Origin of the sequence: Paenibacillus odorifer (assembly GCF_000758725.1) — a bacterium.
Classification (GTDB): domain Bacteria; phylum Bacillota; class Bacilli; order Paenibacillales; family Paenibacillaceae; genus Paenibacillus_AQ; species Paenibacillus_AQ odorifer.
The window spans coordinates 4540880-4565417 of sequence record NZ_CP009428.1 but is presented as its reverse complement, the minus strand read 5'-3'; the positions used below and the strand labels follow the sequence as shown (position 1 = coordinate 4565417).

23 protein-coding genes are annotated in these 24538 nt (G+C 44.4%); 19 read left to right on the top strand and 4 right to left on the bottom strand.

Annotated elements, in window-relative coordinates:
* Positions 1–99 precede the first annotated feature (99 nt).
* The 13 genes from PODO_RS19895 (at position 100) to PODO_RS19835 (ending at position 12503) form a co-directional block, all read left to right on the top strand.
* Entirely contained in the window at positions 100–753 is a 654-nt protein-coding gene (locus tag PODO_RS19895) for a redox-sensing transcriptional repressor Rex (protein ID WP_036676294.1), read from the top strand.
* The gene (locus PODO_RS19890) at positions 740–2041 is read left to right on the top strand and encodes an amidohydrolase (RefSeq protein ID WP_038572411.1); all 1302 of its coding nucleotides are present in this window, start codon (positions 740–742) and stop codon (positions 2039–2041) included. The genes PODO_RS19895 and PODO_RS19890 overlap by 14 nt, the downstream gene beginning before the upstream one ends.
* Before the next feature lie 171 nt (positions 2042–2212).
* The gene (locus PODO_RS19885; protein WP_036676299.1) at positions 2213–2731 is read left to right on the top strand and encodes a cell wall elongation regulator TseB-like domain-containing protein; all 519 of its coding nucleotides are present in this window, start codon (positions 2213–2215) and stop codon (positions 2729–2731) included.
* 410 nt (positions 2732–3141) lie between these two features.
* Entirely contained in the window at positions 3142–3684 is a 543-nt protein-coding gene (locus PODO_RS19880; protein WP_036676301.1) for a hypothetical protein, read from the top strand.
* Positions 3677–5179 (top strand): AAA family ATPase, encoded by a 1503-nt coding sequence (locus tag PODO_RS19875; RefSeq protein WP_038572410.1) that lies wholly within the window; start codon positions 3677–3679, stop codon positions 5177–5179. Before PODO_RS19880 ends, PODO_RS19875 begins: the two co-directional genes overlap by 8 nt.
* Positions 5180–5312: 133 nt before the next feature.
* The gene (locus PODO_RS19870; protein WP_036676304.1) at positions 5313–6185 is read left to right on the top strand and encodes a 3-hydroxyacyl-CoA dehydrogenase family protein; all 873 of its coding nucleotides are present in this window, start codon (positions 5313–5315) and stop codon (positions 6183–6185) included.
* A complete protein-coding gene (locus tag PODO_RS19865) occupies positions 6182–7390 on the top strand; it encodes an acetate/propionate family kinase (RefSeq protein ID WP_036676305.1) in 1209 nt (402 codons plus the stop codon). Before PODO_RS19870 ends, PODO_RS19865 begins: the two co-directional genes overlap by 4 nt.
* 21 nt (positions 7391–7411) lie before the next feature.
* Entirely contained in the window at positions 7412–8710 is a 1299-nt protein-coding gene (gene asnS, locus PODO_RS19860; protein WP_038572408.1) for an asparagine--tRNA ligase, read from the top strand.
* Positions 8711–8741: 31 nt separating this feature from the next.
* A complete protein-coding gene (locus PODO_RS19855) occupies positions 8742–9494 on the top strand; it encodes a DnaD domain-containing protein (protein ID WP_038572407.1) in 753 nt (250 codons plus the stop codon).
* A 71-nt stretch (positions 9495–9565) separates the two neighbouring features.
* On the top strand, positions 9566–10174 hold the full coding sequence (locus PODO_RS19850) for an RNA polymerase sigma factor (protein ID WP_174890058.1): 609 nt from the start codon (positions 9566–9568) through the stop codon (positions 10172–10174).
* Entirely contained in the window at positions 10165–10662 is a 498-nt protein-coding gene (locus PODO_RS19845; RefSeq protein ID WP_141240287.1) for a hypothetical protein, read from the top strand. The genes PODO_RS19850 and PODO_RS19845 overlap by 10 nt, the downstream gene beginning before the upstream one ends.
* A 15-nt stretch (positions 10663–10677) precedes the next feature.
* Entirely contained in the window at positions 10678–11784 is a 1107-nt protein-coding gene (locus PODO_RS19840) for a hypothetical protein (RefSeq protein ID WP_036676314.1), read from the top strand.
* Positions 11781–12503, top strand: a complete 723-nt coding sequence (locus PODO_RS19835) for a hypothetical protein (protein WP_052097181.1) — start codon at positions 11781–11783, stop codon at positions 12501–12503. The genes PODO_RS19840 and PODO_RS19835 overlap by 4 nt, the downstream gene beginning before the upstream one ends.
* Positions 12504–12555: 52 nt before the next feature.
* On the opposite strand, the gene proC is transcribed toward PODO_RS19835, so the two are convergent.
* The 3 genes from proC to proB are packed head-to-tail and all read right to left on the bottom strand — an operon-like array spanning position 12556 to position 15864.
* A complete protein-coding gene (gene proC / locus PODO_RS19830; RefSeq protein WP_038572403.1) occupies positions 12556–13425 on the bottom strand; it encodes a pyrroline-5-carboxylate reductase in 870 nt (289 codons plus the stop codon).
* Between the two features lie 49 nt (positions 13426–13474).
* The gene (locus tag PODO_RS19825) at positions 13475–14722 is read right to left on the bottom strand and encodes a glutamate-5-semialdehyde dehydrogenase (protein WP_038572401.1); all 1248 of its coding nucleotides are present in this window, start codon (positions 14720–14722) and stop codon (positions 13475–13477) included.
* Between the two features lie 38 nt (positions 14723–14760).
* A complete protein-coding gene (gene proB / locus PODO_RS19820; RefSeq protein WP_038572400.1) occupies positions 14761–15864 on the bottom strand; it encodes a glutamate 5-kinase in 1104 nt (367 codons plus the stop codon).
* 432 nt (positions 15865–16296) lie between these two features.
* Here proB and PODO_RS19815 point away from each other — a divergent pair, with 432 nt between their 5' ends.
* The gene (locus PODO_RS19815; protein ID WP_036676321.1) at positions 16297–16494 is read left to right on the top strand and encodes a hypothetical protein; all 198 of its coding nucleotides are present in this window, start codon (positions 16297–16299) and stop codon (positions 16492–16494) included.
* 85 nt (positions 16495–16579) lie between these two features.
* Here the strand turns inward: PODO_RS19815 and PODO_RS19810 are convergent, their stop codons facing one another.
* Positions 16580–17491: a LysR family transcriptional regulator gene (locus PODO_RS19810; protein WP_036676323.1), complete on the bottom strand. Its 912-nt coding sequence runs from the start codon at positions 17489–17491 to the stop codon at positions 16580–16582.
* A 773-nt stretch (positions 17492–18264) separates the two neighbouring features.
* Here PODO_RS19810 and leuC point away from each other — a divergent pair.
* The 5 genes from leuC to PODO_RS19785 all read left to right on the top strand — a co-directional run bounded on the left by leuC (position 18265) and on the right by PODO_RS19785 (position 24465).
* Positions 18265–19689 carry a 3-isopropylmalate dehydratase large subunit gene (gene leuC / locus PODO_RS19805; RefSeq protein ID WP_036676324.1) on the top strand — a complete coding sequence of 475 codons (1425 nt, stop codon included), beginning with the start codon at positions 18265–18267 and terminating at the stop codon, positions 19687–19689.
* 29 nt (positions 19690–19718) lie between these two features.
* Positions 19719–20321: a 3-isopropylmalate dehydratase small subunit gene (gene leuD, locus PODO_RS19800; RefSeq protein WP_036676325.1), complete on the top strand. Its 603-nt coding sequence runs from the start codon at positions 19719–19721 to the stop codon at positions 20319–20321.
* 186 nt (positions 20322–20507) lie between these two features.
* The gene (locus tag PODO_RS19795) at positions 20508–22100 is read left to right on the top strand and encodes an N-acetylmuramoyl-L-alanine amidase family protein (RefSeq protein WP_080742538.1); all 1593 of its coding nucleotides are present in this window, start codon (positions 20508–20510) and stop codon (positions 22098–22100) included.
* 149 nt (positions 22101–22249) lie between these two features.
* Entirely contained in the window at positions 22250–23689 is a 1440-nt protein-coding gene (locus PODO_RS19790) for an N-acetylmuramoyl-L-alanine amidase (protein WP_038572397.1), read from the top strand.
* 116 nt (positions 23690–23805) lie between these two features.
* A complete protein-coding gene (locus PODO_RS19785; RefSeq protein ID WP_036676330.1) occupies positions 23806–24465 on the top strand; it encodes a GerMN domain-containing protein in 660 nt (219 codons plus the stop codon).
* Positions 24466–24538 lie beyond the last annotated feature (73 nt).

Below are 24538 nucleotides of genomic sequence, written 5' to 3'. Positions count from 1 at the left end.
CCTTAAGGGCGGTAAGTTACAGTACCGCCCTTAATAAGGAGAGGTATACGTTAGAATATGGATTTTCACAAGAACATTACTATTTTTAGGAGGAAAAATATGAAATCGGATAAAATATCAGAAGCCGTTGTTCGCAGACTACCTGTGTATTTGCGTTTTTTGAATGATCTCCAGAATCGCGAAATATTAACAGTTTCCTCTCAGGAACTTGGACAAAAGCTTGATCTTAATCCCGCACAGATTCGTAAGGATTTAGCGTATTTTGGTGACTTCGGCAGAAAAGGTATCGGCTATGATGTAACGTATCTTATTGAGAAAATCCGTCATATTCTGAAGCTGGATCAACAGCTTAATGTAGCTTTAGTAGGGGCAGGTAATCTCGGACATGCCTTGTCTAATTACAATGCATATCTCAAAGATACTATGAAAATCACGGCTATATTTGATTCGTACGCTCCTAAGGTTGGACGTAAGATCAACTCCCTTACTGTGCAACCGATGGATGAACTAGGCAGCACGATTCGTGAGCAAGGTATTCGCATTGCCATTATTACCGTACCTGATTCAGAAGCTCAAAATGTAGCAGATATTCTCATTTCTTCTGGGATTGAAGCAATTTTGAACTTTGCCCCTGTGATTCTGAAGACACCACCGAATATCCGGGTGCATGCAGCTGATTTTACAACTGATCTGCAAAGTCTTGCTTATTACTTGCGGGATGGAAAGGAAGAAAGCGAACATGAACAACAATAAAACGATAATTAAGGGCGGGTATTTTCTGACTCCGGGAACGGATGAGCCGGTTCTGAGTGGATATATGACTATTGAAGATGATTTAATCACTTACATAGGAAAAGAAGAGCCTCAGATGGAAGCTGGAGTGCAAGTGGTTGATGGCAGCCGTCTGCTGTTCATGCCTGGACTTGTAAACACACATGGTCATGCGGCGATGTCTTTGCTGCGTGGATATGGAGATGATTTAGCGCTACAAGTGTGGCTTCAGGAGAAAATGTGGCCGATGGAGGAAAAGTTCACCGGTGATGATGTATACTGGGGAACCTCCTTATCTGTATTGGAAATGCTGAAGGGTGGAACTACGACCTTCCTCGATATGTATGATCACATGGACCGAGTAGCTGAGGTAGCTGAGTTATCAGGTATCCGTTCCGTATTGATGCGTGGTGTGATCGGGTTATGTCCAGAGGATGTACAGAATCACAAGCTTGCGGAAGCGATTTCTTTTGCCCGTAACTGGCATGGAAAGGCTGACGGTAGAATTACTACTATGATCTCACCGCACGCCCCTTATACTTGCCCTCCGGACTTCCTGGTTAAGTTCGTGCAGGCAGCGCATGATCTGGATTTACCGATGCATACGCATATGTCCGAAACGAAACGTGAAGTGGAACAAAATGTGGCGGATTACGGGTTGCGTCCTGTAGCTCACTTAGAGAATCTTGGAATGTTCACACGTCCCTCGATAGTTGCACATGGTGTTCATTTAAATGATGAAGAGATTGAGATCTTGGCTCGCCATAATGTGGGTGTCTCTCATAATCCGGGCAGTAATTTGAAGCTGGCTAGCGGAGTGGCTCGGGTTACTGATCTTCTAAAAGCTGGTGTGAAGGTGTCTCTTGGCACGGATGGCGCGGCAAGCAACAATAACTTGGATATGTTTGAAGAGATGCGGCTTGCAGCTCTCATTCATAAGGGTGTCAGCGGTGATCCAACGGCTGTTCCAGCTCCAGAAGCTCTACGTATGGCTACAGAATATGGCGCCCAGTCCATCTTTTTAAATAATGTAGGCAGACTTGCTGTTGGGATGAAAGCTGATTTCATTGCAATTGATATAGATCAGCCGCATTTGCTGCCACACACAGATCTGTTGTCTCATGCAGTTTACTCTGCTAGCGCTAAGGATGTTGAGCATGTGTGGGTGAATGGTAAACAGGTCATCAAGCATGGACAATGCTTAACCCTGGATGAGGAAGCTATCCGGCGTAAAGCGCAAGAAGCCTTCGAAGGTTTATTGAAGCGTTAAGTCTGGAGAATAACGAATAAATAATAGGCTGCGACTTTTTGCTTTTAGCAAAAGTTGCGGCCTTTTGTACATTTTAAGGCTGGGAAAGCTAGAAAATTATGAAATTTTGGATAAACACGCGGGTGTGTTATATAATCAAAAAAGATATATTACTAGAAAGGGAGCTGTACCTTGAAGAAAAGGAAAAAATGGATCCTCCTGGGGTCAGTTCTGATTCTGCTCCTGGGGTTTGGACTTATCCAGTTCTATGCCTATATTATGAAAGATCAATGGAACGAGCGGGATATCGCCAAGGATGTTGCCAAAACCAGAGCGGGTCTAACAGAGGTAACCAAAGCACAAAAATCGGTTTGGGATGAAAATGCAGTGTACTGGGTTTTAACAGGAAAAAATGAAGCCGGGACTGCTCTTATGGTCTGGGTCCGCTTTACGGTAGATGGAAAATTTGCTGAAGGCGACGACGCAGTGTTTGCTGAGGAACTAAGTAAAGGAACCTCAGAAGCCCAAATACGCGGCATTATCAAAGCTGATCTTCCGGACATAACGATTGAACGCTTGCTGCCGGGAGTATATAACGGAGAGTATGCTTGGCAGCTTTTTTATAAACAGAGCGGTCGGTATTATTATCAATTTTATCGGTTTTCGGATGGGTCCCGAATGGGTGAAGGTTACAGTTTACCTAAAAGTTAAGCCGAACATAAGGAAATTAAGGGTGGCAATGTAAACAAGCGAACTTATTATAAGTTCGCTTGTTTACATTTATTTGATGTACAAAAGTGATATACTAAGTGATATACTGAATGGGTGGTTATCACCGAATATTCTCTTAAATTCACATACAAAAATAGGCCGATTGATTAAAAATCAAGGCCGGTTTTGTCGAAAACGAGGAATATATTTGGTATTGATGGAAATATTTAAAAAATTAAATTTTAAATATATTCACATTTATTTTGAAATTAGTATATACACCTGTGATATACTACTACTTGTAATTAGAACAGCAATAAGAGACTTCAGTCTCTCTGATGAGCTCTCAAGTAGCTATAAATTATTATACTGAGCTTTATATTTTGTCATCTTTGAGAGGAGGACGTTTCTTGAAATTACGTCTTGTACCTGTGCTGATAACGTCTCTACTGTCGGCTACTCTATTGTTTGGTGGCTTCTTTTTGTATCGTCAGTTTGCAATGCAGGAACCACTTCAGAAGATTGTATCTCAATATGAGGGCGTCAATGATTCTCATATCAGTATTAACCGCAATGAGGTCACTTTGAAACTTGATCTCCAGCCAGGCACGAAATTACGTGAACTGGTTCAGTACGTCTCTAAAGAAGGAAAATCGATGATTGATGGACGTACACTGAAACTTGATGTAGAACAGAACTCCAGTGAACTGCTGGATGAATACTGGGATAAAGCGATGTTCTCTGTAGCTGAAGCCATGGAGAGCCGTAAATATACACTTATACCCACAGAACTTGATGGACTCAAAGCGCAATATCCGCAATATAAAAATGTGATAGCCTCAACAGAAATTGACGACAATAATGTCTATGTAAGCTTAAGTAATGGAAAAGAAAGCAAATTTATTATTTTGCCGCGCAAACCTGCGACATTGGGGGTATGGAATAATGCCTAAATACCTTAAAGAAATTCTAATCGGATTTGTTCCTGTCTTGTTTATTTTTATGGCTTTTCTAGGCATTAATATATTCCCGATTGTAATTGCTGCTGGGATGCTCACGGCTTTACTTATCATTGCTCATTTAAGAGGCGGACTTGCGGTAAATGCAGGTGCCGGGAAGAAACGCAAGAAGGATGGACCTTCAAAGCTTACTTTTGAAGAAATTGGCGGGCAAGACAATGCAAAGCAGGAGCTTCGTGAAGCGTTGGATTTTCTGATCCGGCATGAGGAAATCAGCAAATTCGGGATTCGGCCTTTGAAAGGGATTCTGCTTACAGGCCCTCCAGGAACAGGTAAGACCCTTATGGCTAGAGCAGCAGCACATTATACGAACTCTGTATTTGTGGCAGCATCAGGCAGTGAGTTTGTAGAAATGTACGTAGGTGTCGGTGCCGGCCGTATTCGCGATTTGTTTAAGGATGCCCGTACCCGCGCCCTTAAGGAAAACAAGCAAAGCGCTATTATTTTCATAGATGAAATTGACGTAATTGGCGGTAAGCGTGAAGGCGGACAGCAGCGAGAATATGATCAGACCTTGAATCAGCTGTTGACCGAGATGGACGGGATCTATAACAACGAAACGCCGCGCATTCTGCTGGTAGCAGCCACTAACCGTAAAGAAATGCTTGATTCAGCATTGCTGCGTCCTGGACGGTTTGACCGTCATATTCAAGTCGACATGCCTGATAAAAAAGGCCGTAAATCGATTCTCGAATTGCATGCCAAAAATAAGCCGCTTCATGTAAATGTGAACCTCGACAAAATTTCCGAAGAAGCCTATGGTTTTTCCGGTGCTCAGCTCGAAAGTGTTATGAATGAGGCAGCAATTTATATGATGCGTGAGGAATTGACAGAGGTTGAGCAGCGGCATCTGTCGATGGCGATTGACAAGGTTATGATGGGGGAAAAAACGGACAGAGAAACTAACCACGAAGAGAAAAAACGGGTGGCGATCCACGAATTGGGACATGCCATTATGGCAGAGCTGCTGCGTCCGGGAAGTGTTAGTCAGGTTACGCTGACTCCGCGGGGGCAAGCCCTTGGTTATGTACGTCACAATCCTCAGCAAGAGCAGTATTTGTACACCAAAGATTATCTCGAAGATCAGATTATGATCGCACTTGGTGGAGCGGCTGCAGAAGAAATGTATTATGGCGGACGAAGCACTGGTTCGCGTGGCGATTTTGATCAAGCCCTGAATATTGTCGAAACCATGATGAAATCCGGATTAACTTCGTTGGGTATCGCCAAGCTGGAAATGGTTACCACCGAAGAGCTTATGAAGGAAAACAGTAAAATATTGGATGAATTGATGGTGCGTACTCACGACCACCTTGAAAAGCAACGAAATGTATTTGATTACTCCCTTGACATTTTAATGAAGGAAGAAGTGCTCTCTGGAGAGCAATTTCGATGTCAATTTCGTGACAGCGTGCGTTTACCAGCATAAATATTTATGCTGGTTATTTTTTTTTACTTTTCAGGCATGCTAAGATATCATTATATGTCGGGCTTTATAAATTTTTGCGACAGACAAGGTACAATACAAAAGTATAGATACCTGAAAGGATGGAGACTTTTTTATGAATTTCAAGAAAATTGGTGTCATCGGCGGTGGCACAATGGGACAAGGGATTGCCGAAATGCTGGCAGCCAAGGGCCTGGATGTATTGCTGGTGGAGAAAACCCCTGAGAAACTGGACTACTCCTACGAAATGATCGAGACAAGTCTAGATAAGCAACTGGAGAAATGGGCGATCACTCAAGCTGAGAAGAAGCTGATTCTTAGCCGCATTCAAAAAGTGACACATTTCGCAGAGCTGAGCTCTTGTGACATGGTTATCGAAACAATCGTTGAGGATTTAGAAGAAAAGAAAAAAATATTAAATCAACTGGATCAAGTATGTCCAAACCACATTATTCTTGCCAGCAATACGTCAACACTTAGCTTGACTGAACTTGCAAGTTCTACAATGTATCCGGAACGCGTGATCGGAATGCATTTCATATACCCTGTAGCTAAAGTGGATCTTGTTGAAATTGTACGCGGTCTGAAAACTTCAGATGCTACTTTTGAAGATACAAAATCCTTTGTTGATGAAATTGTTGAGAAAAAAGGTGTAATGATTTATGAATCCCCAGGATTTGTAACATCACGCCTCATTTGCTTGTTTATCAATGAAGCTATGCACGTGCTGCAAGAAGGCGTTGCCTCCGCACAGGATATTGACGATGCTATGCGTATTGGTTATCAATTCCAATATGGACCGCTTGAAATGGCTGACAGATTCGGTCTGGATTCGGTTCTTGCTGCACTTGAAAATATGTTCCGTGAATATGGTGAGCTGAAATATCGTCCTTCCACGATCCTTAAGAAGATGGTGCGTGCAGGACAATTGGGTATGAAATCAGGCGAAGGCTTCTTCCAGTACGACAAGGATGGTGACCGTATATGAATATTCTAGTAATTAACTCCGGTAGTTCTTCTTTAAAATATCAATTGTACAATATGGCTGATGAATCCGTTTTGGCTAAAGGTTTGGTGGAACGTATCGGGATGGATTCCTCCATTCTGAACCATAAACCTACTGGTAAAGCTGAAGTAACAGAAGTAAGTGAAATTTTGGAGCATAACACAGCGATTCGTAAAGTTCTAGCTTGCCTAACGGATAAAGAGCATGGCGTTATTGAATCCATTAAAGAAATCAATGCTGTGGGTCACCGTGTAGTACATGGTGGTGAATTCTTCAAAGCTTCCGCACTTGTGGACGCTGATGCCAAGACTAAAATTCGTCAATTGTTTGACCTTGCACCACTGCATAACCCAGCAGCAATGATGGGGATTACGGCTTCTGAAGTAAATATGCCGGGTGTACCGCAGGTTGTTGTATTCGATACTGCATTCCACCAAACAATGCCTGAAAAAGCTTATATGTACGCGATTCCTAGAGTACTGTACAATAAATATAAAGTTCGTCGGTATGGCGCACACGGTACATCACACGACTTCGTAAGCAAAGCTGCTGCGGAGTACTTGGAGCGTCCGTTGGAAGATCTGAAGATCATTACTTGTCATATCGGTAACGGAGGTAGCGTAACTGCAGTTCAAGATGGAGTGTCTGTGGATACTTCCATGGGTATGACTCCTCTGGAAGGTTTGATGATGGGGACTCGCAGTGGTGATCTTGATCCAGCAATTGTTCCTTACGTGATGAATAAGGAAGAATTGTCCGTAGGAGAAGTTAACTCCATGTTGAACAAACATAGTGGACTCCTAGCAATTTCGGGCGTAAGCAGTGATATGCGTGATATTATTGAGGGTATGGAAAAAGGTGAGCCTAATTCCACGCTAGCTTTTGAAATGTATGAGTACCGCTTGCGCAAGTATATCGGTTCTTATGCGGCTGCTATGAACGGTGTAGATGCTATCGTATTCACTGCTGGTGTTGGTGAAAATGCTTCATTGCTACGTGAGAAACTGCTAAATAACCTTACGTTCCTGGGTATTGAGTTGGATGTTGAAGCTAACAAAGTTCGCTCCGGCGACCCGCGTCGTATCTCTACGGTAGATTCCAAAGTGCAGGTGCTTGTAGTTCCGACTAACGAAGAACTTGTCATCGCACGTGATACAAACCGTATTGTGCAAGGAATTAACGGCTAAATTAGAGGAGAGATTGAAGGCATGGCTAACAAGAGTGTAATCAAGAACGTGAATGAACATGTTGGAGAAAGTGTTGTTATCGGTTGTTGGGTAAACAACAAGCGCTCCAGTGGTAAAATTCAGTTCCTGCAGCTTCGCGATGGTACAGGTTATATTCAGGGAGTTGTAGTGAAATCAGAAGTGCCTGAAGAGGTATGGGACGCAGCTAAGAGCCTCACGCAGGAAAGCTCATTGTATGTGACTGGTATTATTCGTGAGGAGCCTCGCAGTCAATCCGGTTTTGAAATGACTGTTACCGGAATTGAACTTCTGCACCTTACAGAGAATTATCCAATTACTCCGAAAGAGCATGGCGTTGATTTCTTGATGGATCACCGTCACCTCTGGCTCCGTGCCTCGAAGCAGCGGGCTGTTCTGGTTATTCGTGCGGAGATTATCCGGGCAATTCAACAGTTCTTCAACGAGAGCGGATTTACAAAGGTGGATCCTCCGATTCTGACGCCAACGTCAGCAGAGGGAACTACTAACTTGTTCCACACGAAATACTTCGATGAGGATGCTTACCTGACCCAAAGCGGACAGTTATACATGGAAGCTGCAGCTATGGCACTGGGCCGTGTATATTCCTTTGGACCAACCTTCCGTGCGGAGAAATCTAAGACTCGTCGCCACTTGATCGAGTTCTGGATGATCGAGCCGGAAATGGCCTTCACAGATCATGAAGAAAGCTTGAAGGTTCAGGAAGAGTTTATTAGCTTCGTAGTGCAATCCGTATTGAAGAATTGCCGTGCGGAGTTGGAAGCGGTAGGCCGCGATATTTCCAAGCTGGAGAATATCAAAGCACCATTCCCACGCATTACTTATGACGATGCGATCAAGTTCTTGAATGATAAAGGCTTTGAAGATATTGCTTGGGGTGATGATTTCGGTGCACCTCATGAAACAGCAATCGCTGAAGCATACGATAAACCTGTATTTATTACTCATTATCCTGCTTCATTCAAAGCGTTCTACATGAAGCCGGATCCAAATCGTCCTGAAGTCGTACTGTGTGCTGATATGATCGCTCCTGAAGGTTATGGAGAGATTATTGGGGGTTCACAGCGGATCGATGATCCTGCACTGCTTGAAGAGCGTTATAAAGAGCACAATCTTTCGATGGATTCTTATAAATGGTACATGGATCTGCGTACTTACGGATCTGTACCTCACTCCGGTTTTGGACTTGGGCTTGAGCGTACTGTAGCTTGGATCTGTGGTCTTGACCATGTACGTGAGACTATTCCATTCCCACGTACACTGTACCGCCTCTACCCATAAGTTCTTAGGATTTGAACAAAGGGGGAAGCACATGGACGGCAAGACATGGAGTACCTGGAGCGAAGGCGTCTCCTTCGGTCTGGAGAACGGAATGGCCGTCATACCTTACGCTTTACTGAAGTATTACCGGAAGCTGAATTTAAGCGGAAGTGAAGCCATGCTGCTGATTCATCTGCTCTCCTTCAGGCAAGTAGAAGGGATTGAGTTCCCTTCTCTGGAGGAGCTTCAGGTTGTAACTGGTCGTAGCATTTCCGTTCTAGCCGGAGAATTGCAGAAGCTCATGAAGGAAGGTTTCATTAGCATCGATGGAGACAACGATGAGCTAAGAGATATCCATTATGAACGCTACAATTTCTCAGGGCTATATGGAAAGCTAGGTGCTTATCTTGCGACAGCTGTACAAGAAAATGAGCAAGATAAGGACAAGGGAGCATATGGAACATCAGCTCCCCGGGCTGCTGCGTCAGGTGGAGGATTCGGAACTCCCCCCACATCTCCTTCTTCACTTGGAGATAAAGAGGAGAGCCGGAATCTATTCAGTATTTTCGAGAAGGAATTCGGGCGCCCGCTGTCTCCAATGGAATGTGAGACGATTTCCAGCTGGGTGGATCAAGACCGATATCCTGAAGAGCTGATTCTATTAGCACTCAAGGAATCCGTATTTGCGGGGAAGGTTCATTTTCGTTATATCGACCGGATATTGCTGGAATGGGCCCGTAACCGGGTCAAGAACGCTCAGGATGTTAAGACGTATACACAAAAATTCCGCAATGGTGGAAGATAGATCGTTTAGGAGAGAACCGTATTGCTTTAGCTATTGCTAGAGTCTGTACGGTTCTTTTTTTATTTTTTTAGATAAGTGCAGGGGTAGGCGAAGATCTCAGCGTCTATTGCTGTGGGAAGGAGGGGAGAGTCATTGAGGAAGAGCTATTAATCAAGCGGATTTGCCAAGGAGACGAAGATGCGTTTCGCCAGTTTGTAAATACATACAGTCAGCATATATACAAAATCACCTATTCTGTATTACGTGAAGCCAAAGGGGCTGAAGACGCTGCTCAGGAAGCTTTTCTTCAGATGTATAAATCTCTCCCTGACTACCGTTATCAAGGCTTAAAATCATGGATTACGCGGATCGCCTTAAATAAGGCTATTGATGCCAAACGTAAACGTGATCGGCTACGAGAGTTACCTGTTGACTATGAGCTTGTGCTGAGCCAGACACCTTCTAATGAGGAGGATGTACTAGCCACTGTTGTCCGTCGTGACCGGATGAATCGTCTGTCGGGTGAGATCAACAATTTACCGGAGGGTCATCGGGAAATTATGGTGGCTTATTATCTGGAAAATAAAAAATATGAGCAAATTGCTGCTGAAAATGAAATTACTCTGAAGACGGTGGAGTCCAGACTATATAGGGCGAGACAATGGATGCGAAAACATTGGAAGGAGGACGAATGGCTATGATGAAGAGTGGAGAAAACCTAATTCGCCGCGAGCAGGCAAAAGCTTATCTTGAAGGGCAAGAAGATAGTATAGAGCGAGAAGAATGGGAACTAATGCTGCTCAAGGATGAAGACACATTTGTTTCATACATGGAGATGCTGGATGAGCTAAAGGAGGATCTGCCTTCATTGGAGAATTCGTCTGCTTTTACAGAGAGAGTTATGGGAGATTGGGTTGCTACGGTGAGATCTTCAGTAGTCATAGAAGAAGTAGCGGGGAAAGAAGAAGGATCACGGCGTTATCGCTGGTATGAAAAAACAATCTTTCATTATGCCGTTGCTGCTTCGTTAACGCTGTTGATTATGTCTTCCGGGATGTTTGATAAGTTACTCACGGGTGAAATGGAGCTTATTGTCCCTAAGAAAGATAATTCGCCATCTTATAGCGAACAATTCATGCAAGCCACCAGCGGATGGTTGAGCCGGATTATGGACGGAAGACAGAAATGAGAGGAGAAATGAACAATGCAACAGCAGCGTAATAAAATTAAGGGTCTTTTTCTTAATATGATTCCTGGAGCAGGTCATTATTATATGGGAAGACGCCCACAAGGGATTGTTTATTTTTTGCTAAGCTTTGGTGTGTTATTTATGTCATTCTTAATCGCTATGGCTGAAGGGGATGAGGGAATTCTGGCATTGGGAGTGATCGGATTCTTACTTCTATGGATCCTTTCGATGATTCATCTGGTAATTAAATTACTGCAAATGCCCACTCCAATTGTAGCGCCTGATGGATCAATGCTGGATTTTAGTTCTACTATGCCCGTAAAGACGGAGGATAATGAACGTGTGCATGTCATCTTATTGTCTTTCATTCCTGGATTGGGTCATTTTCATATGGGGCTGATGCAGCGTGGACTATCCTTTCTGATTTCTTTTTTCGGATTCATGACCGTTATGTTGTTCTTGGCCGGAATTACTTCGAGTGATGCATTTTTGCTGCTGTTTGGAGTATTGCCAGTAATTTGGCTGTATTGCATGTTTGATGCAGTTCAGTTGATCCATCGTAAACAAGCAGGAGAAATGCTTGTTGACCGCACATTATTCGAAGAGATGGAGGCTGGACGTGAGGAAGGACGACGCAGCAAAGTATTAGCGACATTACTATCCGCATTTCCTGGTGCTGGACAGATGTATCTGGGACTGCAAAAAAGAGGGCTCCAGCTCATGCTTCTTTTCTTAGGAAGTATTTATGTCATGGATCTATTGCGGTTAACATTGCTCTTTTTCCTTATCCCGGTCATTTGGTTCTATAGCTTATTCGATGGCTTACAGTTAGTTAGCCGATATGGACGTGAACCTTTGCAGGATAAGCCGGTTATCGAAGGTTTCTTAAATCATCAAGGCTGGCTCGGAGCAGTCCTGATGTGTCTCGGATTATACTTTATTGTTGTGAATGTCGCAGTTCCTGCCATCGATATCAGATTTCCAGAATGGCGGCTGGAATATCGCGTAAATGAATATTTTAAGACCATTGTCGTCTCCGTGTTATTGATTGGTGGTGGGGTGAAGCTGATGACTGGAAGTAAGAATAATAAGAGTAGAAAAGGGGCGGGGGGTCAATCTTGAATAATCCAGTAGAAGTAGAGCCGGGAGTCATGGTAACTAGCGAGTTTCCAGTGAACGAAGGGAAATCTAGAAGTTGGCGTGTAGGTACGTTGTCGATGGGACTGAGCCTTTTATTTCTGGGGGCATTAATAATGGTCTCTCAGTGGAAAGGAGCGGATGTGTTCGAGACAACGCTTGCTTGGTGGCCGCTCATTTTTATCTTACTTGGTTTAGAAATTGTAATTTACACCTTATGGTTCCGTGGTAAAGGGAAAATGTACTATGATGTGCTAAGTGTTCTGTTCGTCGGATTTCTGGCAGTGTGCTGTTTAGTATTCGCAGGAGTCAGCTCTTTAGGATTAACACAAGAACTTAGACATGTGATCTCATCTACGGAGGAGAATTATTCCTTGCCGGAATGGAAGGGGAATGTTCCAGGTGTAGGCACACTTATAATCCAGGCTGCTGAACCTTATGGAATTATGGTTGATCGAACGGCTGGGAACGAGTTGAATGTATTTGGGAGTTATTCCACGGCAGAAGGGCAACTCAAGCAAGAGCAAGAGAAGCGGCTGTTGCAAACTAAACAAGTCGGAGACACATTTTACGTCATTTTAGGAGACATACCTAGACATCTAGTATTCGATAACTCCAGGAATGCATTGAACGTGACCATTGCGGCTCCTGTAAATCTAAAGGTAATCGTAAGAGATAATTATGGAAATGTTGTAACAAGATAAAAAAAAGATCGCTTCCCACCCGATGAGGGGATGGACTGCGATCTTTTTTTGGTTAAGAACGAAGCTCTTTCTCTAGGGCAGCACCCATTTCACGTGAGCGCTCGGCACATCGGTTAACTGCAGCAATCACAGTTTCAAAGAATTCCCCTCGTTCAAGCACTTCTATAGCTGCTTGTGTTGAACCGTTAGGGGAAGTAACCTTCTTACGGAGTGCTGCGGGTTCTTCTCCCGTCTGTTGTACCATTCGGGCAGCACCCAGCACTGTTTGAACAGTTAATTCGGTGCTTTGATCAAGTGGCAGCCCACCACGGATACCAGCGGCGATCATGGCTTCCATCATGTAATAGATATACGCAGGCCCGCTGCCTGAAATTCCGGTCAAGGTTTCCATACGTTCCTCATCAATGACTGTTGTAAGCCCGACAGCCTCAAAGATATTAAGAGCAAGGCGACGGCCTCTTTCGTCTACTTCTTTGGAGAAGGCTAGACCAGTGGCACCCAGACCGATGGAACTGGAAGTGTTAGGCATTGTGCGAACAATAGGCTGTGCTTTGCCAAGTAGACCTTGCATGGTGCGAATAGATAGACCTGCAATGACAGAAACTACGATCTGATCCGGAGAAAGAATTGGACCTAGTCCGCGTAAGGATTCTGCAGCATCTTTAGGTTTCATTGCCAGTACTATTACTGGTGCGTTCCGTAAGTATTCTATTTTTTGTTCGGGATCATTTGTGCCTATTACACCATAACGGCTTTTTAGTTCTGCCAGACGTTCACTGCTGCTGCGATTGAGCATGATGACATTATCGGACTTCACGATATTGCGGCTAATCATCCCGCGAACGATGGCTTCTGCCATGGAGCCTGCGCCATAAAAAACAATATTATGATTCATGAGTGGAACTGATGGATGCTGACACATGGCTAAAATCCTCCTAAAAGTTGTGTGATAGAAAACTTAAACGTGTATACTAACCCCGAATTTGTCCCGTTCCGTAGATCTTATATTTGGTTGAAGTTAGAGCAGGCAGACCCATCGGGCCACGAGCGTGGAGTTTCTGGGTACTGATACCAATCTCTGCACCGAATCCAAATTCAAAGCCATCCGTGAAGCGGGTTGAGGCATTGTGATAAACAGCGGCAGCATCCACTTCTTGTAAAAAGCGTGTGGCGTTCTCCTGATCTTCTGTTACGATACATTCCGAATGTTTCGTACCATACTGCGCGATATGCTGCATAGCATCTTCCAAATCACTGACGATTCTAATATTAAGGATATAATCGTTGTATTCTGTAGCATAGTCTTCTACGGTTGCAGGTAATACCCATGGGACAAGAGAGATGGTTTGTTGACAGCCACGAAGTTCTACATGAACCTCACGAAATGCTTCGGCTAAGGATAACAGATATTTGCTCGCGTAATCCTGATGAACGAGTAGTGTTTCCATAGAGTTACATACCGAAGGGCGCTGAGCTTTGGCATTTAAACTAATGTCCCGTGCCATTTCTGGCAAGGCAGTTGTGTCGAGATAAGTATGGCAGATGCCTGCTCCAGTTTCAATTACAGGAACGGTTGCGTTAAGGACTACATTTTGAATAAGAGAGCTGCCTCCGCGCGGGATAATCACATCTAAAAGTCCGTTCAGCTTTAGCATTTCATCTACTGAAGAACGATTAGGATCTTCAATCAGCTGAAGCGCGTTAGGCGGCATTGAGGTTTCAGCAAGAGCATTGTGCAGAACCTCGACAATTTTACGGTTGGAGGACAGGGCAGAGGAGCCCCCGCGCAACACAACAGCGTTGCCGGTTTTGAGACATAGACCTGCAGCATCAACAGTTACATTGGGACGTGCCTCGTAGATGATGCCGATCACACCAAGCGGAACACGCAGCTTCTGGATGTTGAGGCCGTTAGGACGTTCAATGCTTTCTAGCGTGTCACCGATAGGATCCGGTAATACAGCGATTTGTTGCAGGCCTTCGGCAATGCTGTTAATCCGGTCCACATCTAACGCTAACCGGTCGAGCATGGATTCCGGAGTTCCATTGAGTCTTCCTCGTTCCAAATCCTCCGCGTTGGCGGTGATAATGGCGGGAGCTTCGCGGCGAAGCGCATCGGCCATGACCAGCAGTGCTTCATTCTTCTGGCCAGTTGTTAAGCTTGCTAGAACTCCTGTAGTCACCTTGGCTAATTTACTCTTATTAATTACTTCACTCATGACGATTCCTCCCTATATTTGAATTGAAAAAAAATTGTTTATCTCAGTGTAATCCATTCGTCACGGTGAATGACCTCAAGCCGGTGTACTTCTCCCAGCTTTGGTACAATCTCACGGCTTGGCAGACCTTGAATGCTGCGCAGCTGAGCATCATCGTAATTTACAATCCCACGTCCAAGCAATTTGGAGTCGGGTCCAAGTACTTCTACAACATCTCCTGCGTGAAAGCTACCCTCTGTCTGTTTGACGCCTACAGGCAACAGGCTGTGACCGCCATAAAGCAAAGCTTCTACAGCCCCTTCGTCCACGTACAGGGAGCCGAGAGGGGTAGACATAAAGCCAAGCCATTGCTTTTTGACGGGGAGAGAGGATAGCTTCGTTGCAAAATAAGTGCCCCTGCCTTCTCCTGTTGCAGCAAGCTGTAAATCTCCAGGTTCGGTGGCTCTTCCGACAAAGACAGGAACACCACCCCGAGTAGCGATCTTGGCCGCATCGATTTTTGATCGCATACCGCCTGTTCCAACACTAGAGCCAGCTCCACCAGCAATAGCATATATCTCCGGTGTAATGTCATCTACGAACTGATAGCGGACAGCATCCGGATGCTTGCGGGGATCTCCACTGTATAAACCATCCATGTCGGTTAAGACAAGTAATCTAGAGGCTTTTAACAGGTTGGCTACTAGCGCAGAGAGGGTATCGTTATCGCCAAATTTCAGTTCATCTACGGAGACAGTGTCATTTTCGTTAAATACGGGCACCGCTCCTTGGCGAAGCAGCTCTTCTACAGTCATCATAGCGTTATTCATGGCTCTGCGGCTGCAGAAATCGGTGCGAGTCAGCAATATTTGCGCGGTAGTAATTCCATGCTGGGCAAAAGCTTCCTGATAGGCTTGCATCAGCAGCACCTGGCCAACAGCCGCAGCGGCCTGCTTCTCATGCAGCAGCTTCGGACGTGCTGGATAACCGATACTGCGGAAGCCTGCGGCTACCGCACCAGAGGTTACTAACAACACCTCACAGCCGTTTTTCTTCAACTCGGCAATCTCTGAGGCAAAAAAGGAGACTGCTTCACGATTCAAACCGCCCTCGGGTCCGGTCAGCGAGCTGCTGCCTATTTTGACCACGATTCGCGTCGTCATTTCTGTCCACATCCTCTTCGTTTATTAAGTCCTGAAAACAACAAAAAGCCCCCATCCTTAGACTTAGCAAAGGACGAAAGCTTATAAACTTCCGCGGTACCACCTTCATTGATGAGGGATCATCCGACTTCATTCTCATAACGGGAGGATCCGTCCTGTTAGACACAGGCCGCTCGGGGGTAGGATTCGGAACGAAAACCGCGGTAAATTCTTTCAGCCTGTCGGAATCTACTCTCTAGGCGCGGTTAGACTCATTCTTACTGGTCCCGTCTGCACGTTTCACTTATTTTCAATAGAATACCATGGAGCTCGTTGCATTGCAAAGGGAAAACGTAGGATATATTTCTTCATGCAGAAAGCTCTAAATATTATGTTTAACCTCAAAGAGAAGGGGTAAAGAACTTATAATCTGTTACCAGGAGGTGGATTAAATTGACTAAAGACAACAATGCCGAGCAGGGACAGAATCAAGATTCAAACGAAGTAGCAGAGCTTCAGAATAGTGTGACTCGTGAATTTGTGGAAGAGCACACCGGGGCTCCAGTTGATAAGGGATTGGCTGATTCAAGTAAAGCACATGTGTCGGATGATCAGAACCGCCTGATTACACAGCGTAATTTGCGTAAATAATCTAGTACTGTTAAAAGAGGTTTACCTGAAAAAGTGCCCCGACAACCACGCGAATGGTTACTGGGGCACTTTATTTGTATATATTCTATTCTTCCGTTAATTCAGACACTGTTGATTTGAATGTCTCTACAAAAGCCTTTGCGGCCTTGGATAAATATCGTCCGCGTCGATATGCTACAACTAGCGTACGACTAGGCACTGGATCAGCGAGCGGTAAGTAGACTGGAACAAATTCACTCCGCGGTGCACGAGCGATAAAACGAGGAACAAGAGTCACGCCCATGCCTGTTGCCACTAGGGACTGGACGGTTTCCATATTATTGCTCTCAAAAACGATTCGTGGCTCGAATCCGGCTTTCCGGCACAGTTCCACTGTCATTTTGCGGAAGCCCTGACCTTCCTTAAGTACGATAAAGGGTTCGTCCTTAAGCTCTTTAAGTGAGGTCCGTGTTCCATCTAGGATTCGTTTAGCGAGCGGATGTTCAGGAGGGACGGCAAGATCAATTCTTTCCTCTCCAAGCTCTTCATAAGCTAAAGCAGGAATTTCGAGGGGTAAGGAGAGCAGGCTTAAATCGGTTTGGCCACTTGCCGTGAGCTTCTCTAGGTTCATTGACGAGTCTTCGAGCAGCGTTATTTCTACCTCAGGATAATTTTGTTTAAAAACTGGAAGTACATGCGGCAGAAGATGTGCACCTGTAATCGGCATACTACCCACAACTACACGTCCAGTACGCAGTTCTGATATGTCGGACATTTCTTGCCGCAGCAGCTCCACTGCGTCAATGATAATCTGGGCTTGTTCAACAAATTTAGAACCTGCGTAGGTCAGCTCAACTGAGCTGGTATTACGCTGAAACAGCATTACGCCGAGCTCTTTTTCCAGTTTGGAAAGCTGCTGGCTGAGCGAGGGCTGGGCAATATGCAGCTTGTCCGCTGCACGTGAGAAGTTTTTTTCGGCTGCGATTTGCAGCACATACTGCAGTTGTCTCAGTTCCATGTATGAACTCCTTAGGAAAATGATTTACTTATAAGTATATCCTATTGGATTATAGTTTTGTATAGGCAACCCGAAAGAGCTTTCACTTCATCGCTCCTCAGGATTTGCGGGCTTGATTTCAAGAGATTAACCCTCCAACACTGACCGAAGTATCCGATATCCTCTAACAGTATATTTTTAGCGCCGGATCTTGAGAGTATCTATGAAATAACTGTATTTTGTACAGCTATTTCGTATGCAAAAGGGATCATTTTGGTTTTAAGTGTATTCTATACAACTAAAAACTAGAGTTCCCAGCTATAAGGCGATAATTCAAGAAAATAGCTGTACAAAATGCAGCTATATTCATTAACGAATGATTCACAGGAATATAGCTGTACAAAATACAACTAAACGCACCTACACATCACACTTGCGCATCGCACCTACACATCACACTTGCGCATCGCTTCTAGACACTACGCTTGTGCATCGCACCTACACATCACACTTGCGCATCGCTTCTACACACTACGCTTGCGAATCGCACCTACACATCACACTTGCGTATCGCTTCTACACACTACGCTTGCGCATCGCACCAACACCTCACACTTGCTCATCGCTCCTACATATTGCGCCTCAACATACCCTAACTCGGCTTATAGGTTCAGGCTATCACTTTTATAGATATCATATCTTGGAATTATAAAGACAGGGGTGTTATATTTAGATCATTCAAGAGAGACTCCACGCTCTCTTCCAATGAACGATTCTATTAATGAGGTGAAATTATGAGCAACAAGACAATGTTTGAGAAGATTTGGGAGAATCACGTTATTCATCAAGAGGAAGGTAAACCTAGCATTATTTATATTGATCTGCATTTGGTTCATGAAGTAACTTCTCCACAGGCTTTTGAAGGGCTTCGTCTCAGCAACCGGAAGGTTCGCCGTCCTGAGCTGACCTTCGCAACGATGGATCATAACGTACCAACTAAAGATCGTTTTAACATTAAAGATCCAATCTCCAAGCAACAAATTGATACCCTTTCTAAGAACTGTGCTGATTTTGGTGTAAGACTGTTCGATCTGAATGATATTGATCAAGGCGTTGTACACGTAATGGGTCCTGAAATCGGCTTGACACATCCTGGCAAAACTATCGTTTGCGGCGACAGCCATACCTCAACGCATGGTGCATTCGGCGCACTGGCATTCGGTATCGGAACTAGTGAAGTTGAACATGTAATGGCTACGCAATGTTTGCAGCAATCCAAAGCTAAGACAATGGAAGTACGCTTTACAGGCAAACGTAACCCTGGCGTAACAGCAAAAGATATGATCCTAGGTGTTATTGCTAAGTACGGTACTGATTTTGCCACAGGTTATGTAATTGAGTATACAGGCGAAGCTATTCGTGAATTGTCGATGGAAGAACGTATGACTGTCTGCAATATGTCGATCGAAGGTGGAGCAAGAGCTGGCTTGATTGCCCCTGATGAAACTACTTTTAATTATCTGCGTGGACGTCAATACGTACCGCAAGGCGAGGCTTATGATGCTGCTGTAGAAGCATGGAAGAGTCTTGTAAGCGACGAGGGCGCTCAGTACGATACGGTTGTTGAATTTGATGTGGAAACATTGATTCCACAAGTGACCTGGGGGACTAGCCCGGGCATGGGTACTGACATCAACTCCAGCGTACCGAATCCGGCTGACTTCACCACTGAAAATGAACGTAAAGCTGCTGAAAAAGCGCTTGAATATATGGATTTGACTCCTGGAACACCTATTTCTGAAATTCCGATTGATTATGTATTTATTGGTTCCTGCACTAACGGACGGATCGAAGATTTGAGAGCTGCAGCAGTGGTAGCTAAAGGTCATAAGGTTTCTGAAAAGGTTACTGCCATTGTTGTTCCAGGCTCGGGCCGTGTTAAGATGCAGGCTGAGAAAGAAGGACTTGATAAAGTCTTTACTGAAGCTGGCTTTGAATGGCGTGAAGCGGGATGCAGCATGTGCTTGGCCATGAACCCGGATGTTCTGCAGCCTGGACAACGCTGTGCATCTACCTCGAACCGTAACTTTGAAGGACGCCAAGGACGCGGAGGACGTACACATCTGGTATCTCCAGCTATGGCAGCCGCAGCTGCGATCAAAGGTCGTTTCACTGATGTACGTGATTGGAATTATAAGACGGAAGCCGTCAGCTCATAGAACTAGAGAGAACACGGGAGGATAAAACTATGGATGCTTTTAAAAAATTAACAGGAATTGTTGCACCAGTTGACCGGGTAAATGTAGATACGGATGCGATTATTCCGAAACAGTTTTTGAAACGGATTGAACGGACGGGATTTGGACAGTTTTTGTTCTATGAATGGCGTTTTGATGAAGAAGGTAACGATAATCCAGCCTTCGAAATGAATAAACCACGTTATCAAGGGGCTTCTGTTCTGATCTCACGCGCTAATTTTGGTTGTGGATCCTCTCGGGAGCATGCACCATGGGCGATTATGGATTACGGGTTCAGAGTTGTAATTGCACCTTCTTATGCGGATATCTTCTACAATAACTGCTTTAAGAACGGCATTCTGCCGATTAAGCTTTCGGAAGAGCAAGTGGATGAATTGTTCAAACGGACAGCTGAGCATGAGGACTACAAGCTGACAGTTGATCTTGAGAACAACGCTTTACAAGATGAATTCGGACTGAGCATCAACTTTGATCTGGATGAGCACCGTCGTCAATTCCTGCTGCAAGGCTTGGATGATATCGGTTTGACCCTTCAACATGCGGATGAAATTGCTGCTTATGAAGAGCGTCATGCTGCAAAGCTATTCTCTTAAAAAGAGGATATAACTGGTCTGATTCTTAAACTTTACAAAAAATACGCAAAACTTCTATTTCCGGGTGTCGGAAATGGAAGTTTTTTTGCTATAATCGATATATTCATTGGTCATTAAGGAAACATTTGGTGATTTCTGTCGTCTAAATACTTATCTAGGATCTATTACTTGCAGAAGGAGCGGAAAATGAGAATGAGAAGAGCTGGGCTTCGTATATTGCTGCTTTTGTTACTGCCATTATTATTATTATCATCCACCGGACAAGAAGCTGCCGCAGCTGGTAGCAGCGCAGGCAGAATTATTATGGACAATCAGGAACTTGCTTTGCCAAAAGGAATTAAGCTCGAAAACGTAAATGGTAGCGTTATGATTCCGGTCAGAGTGGTAGTAGAGAATCTTGGATTCGAGGTGTTATGGGAGCAGCAGACCCGGAAAGTAACCGTTCAACAGGATGGTAAAAGCATTGAGCTGGCGGTAGGACGGAAAACAGCTGATGCAGATGGGGTGACGTTTGATTTAAATGCAGCTCCTAAGCAGAGTGGCGGCACAGTACTCGTTCCAATTCGTTTCGTAAGCGAGCAGTTCGGCTTAAAGGTGGGCTGGGATAATGTTGATAAAACCGTCTATTTGACAGGTGGACAAGTTAGCAATTCTGCAATGACACCTGAGAGGAATACTACCAATCCAACAGCAACTAATACACCTGCTCCAACTCCAAGTGCTACGCCGGGAAGTGACAACGGGACAACTGCTGGCAGTGTAGTGACTTCACCCAGCCCGACACCAGTTCCACAAACAACTACGGCACCGGGAAGCACAGCAGGAATTCCAACAGGCCCTCTAGTAAACGGGGCAGTATTCACTGAGAACCGACTTATTATCGCTGTGTCGGGGGCTACTAAGCCTAACGTTACAAAAATGAGCAACCCTGATCGAATCGTCGTAGATTTTCCGGGTGCTGCGTTCGATCCGGATTTCATTGGAAGTCTTACGGGTGTTACCACCACTGGCGGTCCACAAGGTAAGCTGGACGTTGCCGGCTACCCGCTCGTTTCTGAGATCCGTTATGCACTGTTCAGTGTGAGTCCGTCCACTGTCAGATTCGTAATTCAAACGGTTGGAAATCAACCGTACCAGCTTAGTACGGATGAAAGCACCGGGCTGGTTACGATTGATTTGAATGTAACTAGCAGCGGAGGCAACACCCCAGGGGCTAATGGAACGTTAGGTAAACCCATTGTAGTTCTAGATGCGGGGCATGGCGGAACTCAATCTGGAGCTGTCAGTCTCACAGGCAAGCTGGAAAAAGACTTCAATCTGGCCGTCATCCGCAAAGTACAAACGCTATTAACGCAGGAAGCATTAGTTGACGTGGTCTTTACTCGAACGGATGATGCTACCTTGGGGCTTCAGGATCGCGTGAAAATTGCGGAGGCTGCTAAAGCGAATCTCTTTATTTCAGTGCACGCGAATTCGCTAGATGTTGGATATCCAAATAGAGATAAAATAAATGGCAGTGAAACCTATTATTCTCGCAGTGATAGTCTGCCTCTTGCTCAGATTATGCATAAGCATTTATTAGCCGCTACTGGTTTTAAAGACAACGGGATTCGTACGAAAAGCCTACATGTTACACGAGAAACTACTATGCCGGCAGTCTTGCTGGAGGTAGGATATCTTACAAATTCAGGGAATGAGTCGGCGATGTATAGTGAGCAGCTTCAAGAGAAATTAGCGAGAGAAATTGTTGCCGGGATTAAGGAATATCTGGGGCTTTAAGATTTGAGGTTGGTGAGATTTCTCAATTTTTATGGAATATATTCGCAACCTTTATAGATTACCAGCGTCTAATAGAGGTCTGAGGTTGACGGAGACAGGGCACCACGATCGCCATTCACAGGCGAATACTAGATTCTTAGAGGTGAAGAATGAAGAAATTCAGTTTGATGTTGTTTTTGTTGCTCTTTGTGTTGGTTTTGCCTGAGCATGGACATGCTGCTGCCGCGAATAGCAAGATTTATCTGGACGGCAAAGAGATTACTGCAGGGCAAAAAGTACCGGTTGAAAATGTGAATGATACTATCATGGTACCGTTGAGATTGATCTCCGAGAGTCTTGGTTATACCGTGGGCTGGGATCAAAAAAGCAAAACGGTGACGATTGAACAGCAAGGTAAGGTCATCAAACTTATTGTTAATCAAAAGACAGCTTCGGTTGATGACAAAACAGTACAGCTTACCACTGCACCTGTCCTGCGGAGTGATACGACACTTGTACCTATACGGTTCATAAGTGAGCAGTTTGGTCTCACCGTCACTTGGGATAATGCAAAGAAGATCGTGTACCTTATTACCCCAGGATCCTCAAATGAAAACGGAAGTTCAGATGGAAACTCTGGAAATGGTGGATCTGAGGTTGTTCCGCCGGTAGATCCTACTAAGAATTTAACCATGATAAATGGTTTGAGCTTTAGTGAGAATCGTTTGAGCATTGCGATGGAAGGTAATTCAGCGCCAAAAGTAAGTGTAATGACAGGGCCGGATCGGTTAGTTATTGATTTTCCTAATGCCACTTTCTCAGATCTGTTTGGTACGGGACAAGTTCTTGATCCTGATCTGAATGGCAAACTGGAAGTGAAGGATTATCCTGATGTATCAGGCGTACGGTATTCGCTTTATAGCTCCAACCCTTATACTGTACGTTTTGTAATTGATTTGAATTATCCTAAGAATTATAACATCAGCGTATCTGGAACTGATTCTAAGTTGGTCATCATTGACCTGAATGCAGAAAGTACGGATGATACTTCAACACAGCCAGGTAATGATGGCAAGAAGCTCGTAGTACTGGATGCAGGGCACGGAGCTAAAGATTCTGGTGCAGTAGGAGTAACAGGAAAATACGAAAAGAATTTTAATTTAGCTATAGTACTTAAGACAGCAGCATTGCTGAAAAAAGAAAGTAATATCGACGTCGTACTGACACGCAGTGACGATACATTCTTGGAGCTCAAGGATAGGGCGGCTATGGCTAATAATTTAAAAGCAGATCTATTCATTTCTGTACATGCCAACAGTTCCGCATCTTCTGCGGCAAGCGGGACAGAAACGTATTATCAGCGGGAAGCCAGTAAGGCCTTAGCGAAAGTGATGCATAAGTATCTAGTTGAGGCTACAGGGCTTAGTGATCGCGGTGTACGATACGGGAATTTCCATGTCATTCGTGAAACGAAAATGCCTGCTGTTCTACTTGAAGTAGGATACCTTAGCAATAAGAAGGATGAGACATTGCTATTTACGGAAGCATTACAAAACAAAGTTGCTGCTTCAATAGTGAGTGGAATCAAGGAATATTTGGGTATAAAATAACAGACCAGTGGCAGACGAGCGCCGCAAAGTCAGCTTTCTGCTTTTATCTATAAAAAGGCAAGAAGTGGTTTTGCGGTACCTGTCTGCCCGTATTCATCTAGAGGAGGCGTTTATTAATGTTTAAACAAAAATGGACTATGGTTGGGGTTGCTGCGCTGCTTCTACTAGTGATTGCTGGCTGTGGAGATAAGCCTACTGCAGCTCCTGCTAATGGAGTGGAGCAAGATACTACAAACGTTGTAAGTGGTGCGGGAGAAAGTACCCCAGCTCCGTCTGATGATCAGGAAAGCGAAGTGGCTAGCACTCCGCAACCGACAGCAGATAATACTAATGCAGAAACACAGCCGTCATCGAAGCCGGTAGAAAATGAGACACAAAAGCAAAGCCAGAGTATTGAAGTTTATTACACAGATTCGCAAATTATGGATTTAGTGCCTGCTAAGACTACGATTAACTACTCTGACGATGTTGAGAAATATACAGAGACGTTCAAAGCACTGCAAAGTAATGAGAATACAGATCTTGTACCTTTATGGGGTAAAATTGAGCTGAAATCATTGAAATTCGTAGAGGGTCAAATCGTAATGGATATTCATAAACCAGATGAAGCTCAGCTTGGTGCGGGTGGAGAATCCTTTGCCATTACTTCACTTGCCAAAACTTATTTTCAATTTGCGGAAGTAAAGAGTATCGAAGTTTTAGTTGATGGTGAAAAGGTAGAAAGTCTGATGGGCCATGTGGACCTATTGCATCCTATGACTAGAGATAATTCTTAATTGGTCATGCAACAAAGGAATTAGGCATCTAGCTGACGAATTTTTAAACATACTATTTATTTGAGTCATAGAG

What these genes read in the sequence shown, in the direction of transcription:
- PODO_RS19895 (WP_036676294.1), top strand. Translation starts at nt 100, where the DNA reads ATGAAATCGGATAAAATATCAGAAGCCGTTGTTCGCAGACTACCTGTG.
- PODO_RS19890 (WP_038572411.1), top strand. Translation starts at nt 740, where the DNA reads ATGAACAACAATAAAACGATAATTAAGGGCGGGTATTTTCTGACTCCG.
- PODO_RS19875 (WP_038572410.1), top strand. Translation starts at nt 3,677, where the DNA reads ATGCCTAAATACCTTAAAGAAATTCTAATCGGATTTGTTCCTGTCTTG.
- PODO_RS19870 (WP_036676304.1), top strand. Translation starts at nt 5,313, where the DNA reads ATGAATTTCAAGAAAATTGGTGTCATCGGCGGTGGCACAATGGGACAA.
- PODO_RS19865 (WP_036676305.1), top strand. Translation starts at nt 6,182, where the DNA reads ATGAATATTCTAGTAATTAACTCCGGTAGTTCTTCTTTAAAATATCAA.
- asnS (WP_038572408.1), top strand. Translation starts at nt 7,412, where the DNA reads ATGGCTAACAAGAGTGTAATCAAGAACGTGAATGAACATGTTGGAGAA.
- PODO_RS19855 (WP_038572407.1), top strand. Translation starts at nt 8,742, where the DNA reads ATGGACGGCAAGACATGGAGTACCTGGAGCGAAGGCGTCTCCTTCGGT.
- PODO_RS19845 (WP_141240287.1), top strand. Translation starts at nt 10,165, where the DNA reads ATGGCTATGATGAAGAGTGGAGAAAACCTAATTCGCCGCGAGCAGGCA.
- PODO_RS19840 (WP_036676314.1), top strand. Translation starts at nt 10,678, where the DNA reads ATGCAACAGCAGCGTAATAAAATTAAGGGTCTTTTTCTTAATATGATT.
- proC (WP_038572403.1), bottom strand. Translation starts at nt 13,425, where the DNA reads ATGTGTCAGCATCCATCAGTTCCACTCATGAATCATAATATTGTTTTT.
- PODO_RS19825 (WP_038572401.1), bottom strand. Translation starts at nt 14,722, where the DNA reads ATGAGTGAAGTAATTAATAAGAGTAAATTAGCCAAGGTGACTACAGGA.
- proB (WP_038572400.1), bottom strand. Translation starts at nt 15,864, where the DNA reads ATGACGACGCGAATCGTGGTCAAAATAGGCAGCAGCTCGCTGACCGGA.
- PODO_RS19810 (WP_036676323.1), bottom strand. Translation starts at nt 17,491, where the DNA reads ATGGAACTGAGACAACTGCAGTATGTGCTGCAAATCGCAGCCGAAAAA.
- leuC (WP_036676324.1), top strand. Translation starts at nt 18,265, where the DNA reads ATGAGCAACAAGACAATGTTTGAGAAGATTTGGGAGAATCACGTTATT.
- leuD (WP_036676325.1), top strand. Translation starts at nt 19,719, where the DNA reads ATGGATGCTTTTAAAAAATTAACAGGAATTGTTGCACCAGTTGACCGG.
- PODO_RS19795 (WP_080742538.1), top strand. Translation starts at nt 20,508, where the DNA reads ATGAGAATGAGAAGAGCTGGGCTTCGTATATTGCTGCTTTTGTTACTG.
- PODO_RS19790 (WP_038572397.1), top strand. Translation starts at nt 22,250, where the DNA reads ATGAAGAAATTCAGTTTGATGTTGTTTTTGTTGCTCTTTGTGTTGGTT.
- PODO_RS19785 (WP_036676330.1), top strand. Translation starts at nt 23,806, where the DNA reads ATGTTTAAACAAAAATGGACTATGGTTGGGGTTGCTGCGCTGCTTCTA.